Genomic DNA, 4,574 nt, shown 5'->3' with positions numbered 1-4,574 from the left:
GGGGGGGGGGGGGGGGGGGGCCCCCCCCGCCGCGGCGGCGACGGCGGCGACGACCGACGGGAGCGGCGGGTAGGGGCTCTCATTCGAGGAGAGCTTGTGCGGCTCGAGCCCGCCCGTGCGCGCAGGTACGGAACCCTGCCGGTACGGGGGGATGGCCTCGAGCCCTGCGCGCTGGAAGATGGTCATGAAGGGACCGTAGGTGTGAAGCGCCCCACTGCACAAGTTACAAAACTTCACTCGAACAGACTGTCACTTCTGTGAGGCAGAATTCGGTTATGTCCTAGCAGATTGTCCAATTGGCCGCGCGGCCCGTCGGGCGCCGGCGAGGGGGCCCTCGACGGCGTCGGCACCCGCCTCCGCCTGGCCGGCGGCCCGGTAGCCCGCGGCGACCCGGGCTGCCCCGCCACGCTTCAGACCAGGTCGTGACCAGCACGAACGGCGCCCCGGGCTGGGAGCCGCGCACGACGACGCCGGGCTGGGTCGAGGAAGAGAAGGAGGCCAGGCCCTTCAGGGCCTGACCTCCTTCTTCACATGCGCAGTGCCTGTCAGCCGGCTACGGCCGTGTACTTGTACTCAAGGTATTCCTCGATGCCGATCTTGCCGCCCTCACGCCCGAGGCCGGACTGCTTGATGCCTCCGAAGGGGGCTGCCGGATTCGAGACGATACCGGTGTTCACACCGACCATCCCCACCTCGAGGTCTTTCGAGAAGCGGAGCGCCTTGTCCAGGCTCTCGGTGAAGACGTACCCCACGAGCCCCCAGTCGGTGTCGTTCGCGAGGCGGATGACCTCGTCCTCGCTGTCGAACGCGGTGATGGCTGCCACCGGGCCGAAGATCTCCGTGCTCATGAGCTCCGCGTCGAGGGGAACATCCGTCAGAACGGTGGGCTTGTAGAAGTAGCCCGGGCCCTCGGGGCGGCTTCCGCCGGTGAGGACCCGCGCGCCCCTGGCCACGGCGTCCGCGACGAGGCTCTCGACCTTGTCCAGGCCCTTCTGCTCGATGAGGGGGCCAACCTCGGTGCCCGCCTCCGCGCCGTTGCCGACCGTGAGCTCCGACATGCTCTTGGCGAGCTTCTCGGCGAACTGGTCCACCAGCGTGCGGTGCACGAAGAAGCGGTTTGCGGCGGTGCAGGCCTCGCCCATGTTCCGCATCTTGGCCTTCATGGCGCCGTCGACGGCACGCTCGACATCAGCGTCGGCGAGGACGATGAACGGAGCGTTGCCGCCCAGCTCCATGGAGGACCGCATGACGTTGTCAGCGGCCTGGCGGAGCAGGATCTTGCCGACCTGGGTCGAGCCGGTGAAGCTGATCTTGCGTGCGATGCCGCTGGACATCCACCTCCCGACGACGGTGGAGGGGCTGGAGGTCGTGACGACGTTGAGGACGCCGTCGGGCAGGCCGGCCTCCTTGAAGATCTCCACGAGGGCCAGCGAGGTCAGCGGCGTGAGCTCGGCAGGCTTGAACACCATGGTGCAGCCCGCCGCCACCGCCGGCCCGATCTTGCGGGTGCCCATGGCGAGGGGGAAGTTCCACGGGGTCACGAGCACGCACGGACCGACGGGCTCCTGCGTGATCATGATCCGGGTGCTGCCATCCACGGACGTGGTCTGGTCACCGCCGATGCGGACGGCCTCCTCCGAGAACCAGAGGAGCATCTCGGCGCCGTACGCGACCTCGCCCCGGGCCTCGGCCAGCGGCTTGCCCATCTCGGCGGTCATGATCGAGGCCAGGCGGTCGGTGTTGGCGAGCACGAGGTAGTAGGCCCGGCGCAGGATCTCCGCCCGCTGGCGCGGCGTCGACCGGCCCCATTCCGCCTGCGCGCGGCCGGCGGCCTCGATGGCCAGGATCGCGTCCTCCGGGCCGCCGTCGGCGACGTGGGCGAGGACCTCGTGTGTCGCGGGGTTCTCCACAGGGAAGATCGCACCGCCGGTCGCGCTGCGCCACGCGCCGTCGATGTACAGCTCCGTGCGGAGGGTGGTGGGATCGAGAGTAGGGCTCATGTCAATCTTTCGTCTGATGAGGGGGTGGAGGGAGTCGACGCCCGGGCGGGCGCTCAGGTGGTGGCGGCCTTGAGAGCCTGCGTCAGCCTGGTCAGGCCGGCCTGTACTTCGTCGCTCGTCACGTTCAGGGCAGGGATGATGCGGATGACGTTGCCATTCGGGCCGCAGGTGAGGAGCAGGAGCTCCTCCTTGACCGCGGCCTGCTGCACAGCGAGGGCCGTCTCCGGGTCCGGGGTGTTGGCCGCCGTCGTGAACTCGAGGGCCTGCATGAGGCCGCGGCCACGGACGTTGCCGATCACCGGGAACTGGGTCTGGAGGCCGTCGAGCCCGGCCCGCAGCTCGTCGCCCCGGACGAGGGCGTTGGAGACGAGGCCTTCCTGCTCGATGACCCGCAGTGTCGCCACGCCGGCGGCAGCGGCGACGGCGTTTCCGCCGTACGTCCCACCCTGGGAACCGGGCCGGGCCTTGCCCATGAGCGAGGCCGAGGCGGCGATCGCGGAGATCGGGTAGCCGCTCGCGAGGCCCTTGGCCGTGATGAGGACATCGGGCCGGATCCCGGACCAGTCGTGTCCCCAGAAGGAGCCTGTGCGCCCGACGCCGGCCTGGACCTCGTCGATGATGAGCACGATCCCGTGGCGGTCCGCCCGGTCCCGGAGACCCTGCAGGAAGCCCGAGGGCGTGGGGATGTAGCCACCGTCGCCGAGGACGGGCTCGATGATGAAGGCCGCGGTGTCCTCGGGGCTGCTCATCGTGACGAGGAGGTGGTCCAGCTCGTTGAGGGCGAAGTCGACGGCGGTCGACTCGTCCCAGCCGTAGCGGTACGCGTGCGGGAAGGGAGCCACGTGGACGCCCCCCATCAGCGGCGCGAATCCCGAGCGGAACTTCGTGCCCGCCGTCGTGATCGAGGCCGCTCCGACCGTCCGGCCGTGGAACCCGCCTTGGAAGGAGATGATGTTGGGCCGGCCGGTGGCCATGCGCGCGAGGCGGAGGGATGCCTCCACGGCTTCGGCGCCCGTGGTGGCGTAGAAGACGCTGTCGAGGCCCTCGGGCAGGAACGCGCCCAGCCTCTCGGTCAGCTCGAGGAGCGGCTGGTGCATGACGGTCGTGTACTGGGCGTGCACGATCTTGCCGACCTGCTCACGTGCGGCCGCGACGACCTCGGGGTGGCAGTGACCAGTGCTCGTGACGCCGATCCCCGTAGTGAAGTCAAGGTACTTCTTGCCGTCCGTCGCGTGGATCCAGCTGCCGGACGCATAGTCGACGACGACCGGCGTCGCCTGCTTGAGGAGGGGGCTGAGGGTTGCCATTCCGTGCCTTCTTGCTGATCGAGGGCTGGGACTGGGCAGCGGCGGCCTCGAGGGGCCGCCGCTGCTCAGAGGGGTTAGGTGGTGAACCTGGATGGGCGCAGGAAGTCGAGGTTCTCGACTGTCTCCTTGCCCAGGGCCTCGAGGGCGGCGATCTCGCCGTATCCGGAGGCCATCTTGAAGCCCGCGCCGGAGAACCCAGTGGCGCAGTAGATCCTGCTGCCTTCCTCCAGCCGGCCGAGAAGCGGGTTGCTGTCGGTGGTGAAGAGGTCCGGGAACGCGTCCGTGCGGACGATGTTCGGGTACAGGCCGGGGAAGAACTCGCTCACGGTCTCGGTGGTCTCGGCGATCTCCTCGGGGGTGAAGTCCCTCGAGATGGCCTCGAACCCGGGCACGGGCTTGCCGCGGCCGTCGAGCGTGGCCTTGACCGTGGCCCCGTCGACGCTCGGCGCACCGTACATCGAGCGCTCCCCGGAGATCCGGATGAAGATGGGGAACCGCTCCGGGGAGAAGAGCGCGGGATCCTTCGCGACGAACCACGAGAGGAAGACCCTCTTCATCTGGGTGTGCGCCCGCAGCGCCTCCGGCAGGAGCTTCCGGGACCAGCCGCCCGAGGCGACGATGACGTTCTCGAAGGTCCAGGACCGGTCCCCGGAGGTCACGACGACGCCGTCGGCGGTTTCGCGGATCCCGTCCACCGGGGTGTCGGTGAGCACGGTGGCGCCGTTGGCCTGGGCTGCGGCGACCGCCGCGGTGACGGCCTGGTCGGTGCGCAGCGCGCCGGCGTGGGGGTCGTAGACGGCGACGTCGTCCGGGCGCAGGTGGTGCTGCGGGTACCGCTCGGCCATCTCCTCGCGGGAGAGGATCCGGTGCTCGGCCCCGGTCGCCCGCGCCGTCTCGAGCAGACGCGGGATGTACGGGCCGTCCTCGGTGCCGATGAACAGCCCGCCGCAGCGCAGGAGGACGTCCTGGCCAGCCTGCTCCCGGAGCTCAGCCCACAGGCGCTGGGAGCGCTGCAGGATGGGGTAGTAGCTGGGGTTCCCGCGGTAGAGCAGGCGGAAGAGGCGGGTGTCCCCACCCACGGCGCTTCGGCCGTGGGCGGGGACCTTCGCTTCGAAGCCGACCACCGAGTCGGACAGGCGCGAGGCCTGCCACAGGGCCATGCTGCCGATGCTGCCGAGGCCGATGACGGCCAGTTTCCCGTCCACTCAGAGCACCTTCTCGAGGAAGGACTGGGTGCGGGACTCCTGCGGGTTGGTCAGGACCTCGC

The 4,574-nt window shown here is 69.8% G+C and carries 3 protein-coding genes and 1 pseudogene; all 4 read right to left on the bottom strand.

Going from position 1 to position 4,574, the window contains the following annotated elements; all coding sequences use genetic code 11:
• Positions 1-186 (bottom strand): annotated as a pseudogene (locus BV907_RS19225) (aminotransferase); the annotation flags it as partial.
• A gap of 359 nt (positions 187-545) precedes the next feature.
• A complete protein-coding gene (locus BV907_RS01945; protein ID WP_077487985.1) occupies positions 546-2,000 on the bottom strand; it encodes an NAD-dependent succinate-semialdehyde dehydrogenase in 1,455 nt (484 codons plus the stop codon).
• A 53-nt stretch (positions 2,001-2,053) separates the two neighbouring features.
• A complete protein-coding gene (locus tag BV907_RS01940; protein ID WP_077487984.1) occupies positions 2,054-3,307 on the bottom strand; it encodes an aspartate aminotransferase family protein in 1,254 nt (417 codons plus the stop codon).
• 74 nt (positions 3,308-3,381) lie between these two features.
• Positions 3,382-4,512, bottom strand: a complete 1,131-nt coding sequence (gene solA, locus BV907_RS01935; protein ID WP_077487983.1) for an N-methyl-L-tryptophan oxidase — start codon at positions 4,510-4,512, stop codon at positions 3,382-3,384.
• Between the last annotated feature and the right edge of the window lie 62 nt (positions 4,513-4,574).

This window comes from Sinomonas mesophila (assembly GCF_001999765.1).
Lineage (GTDB): Bacteria > Actinomycetota > Actinomycetes > Actinomycetales > Micrococcaceae > Sinomonas > Sinomonas mesophila.
Note: the sequence above shows the minus strand (reverse complement) of the source record. Positions and strands in the feature narration are given on the sequence as shown.

Excerpts from the sequence above, each read along its gene's own strand:
- BV907_RS01945 (WP_077487985.1), bottom strand. The coding sequence starts at position 2,000 with ATGAGCCCTACTCTCGATCCCACCACCCTCCGCACGGAGCTGTACATC.
- BV907_RS01940 (WP_077487984.1), bottom strand. The coding sequence starts at position 3,307 with ATGGCAACCCTCAGCCCCCTCCTCAAGCAGGCGACGCCGGTCGTCGTC.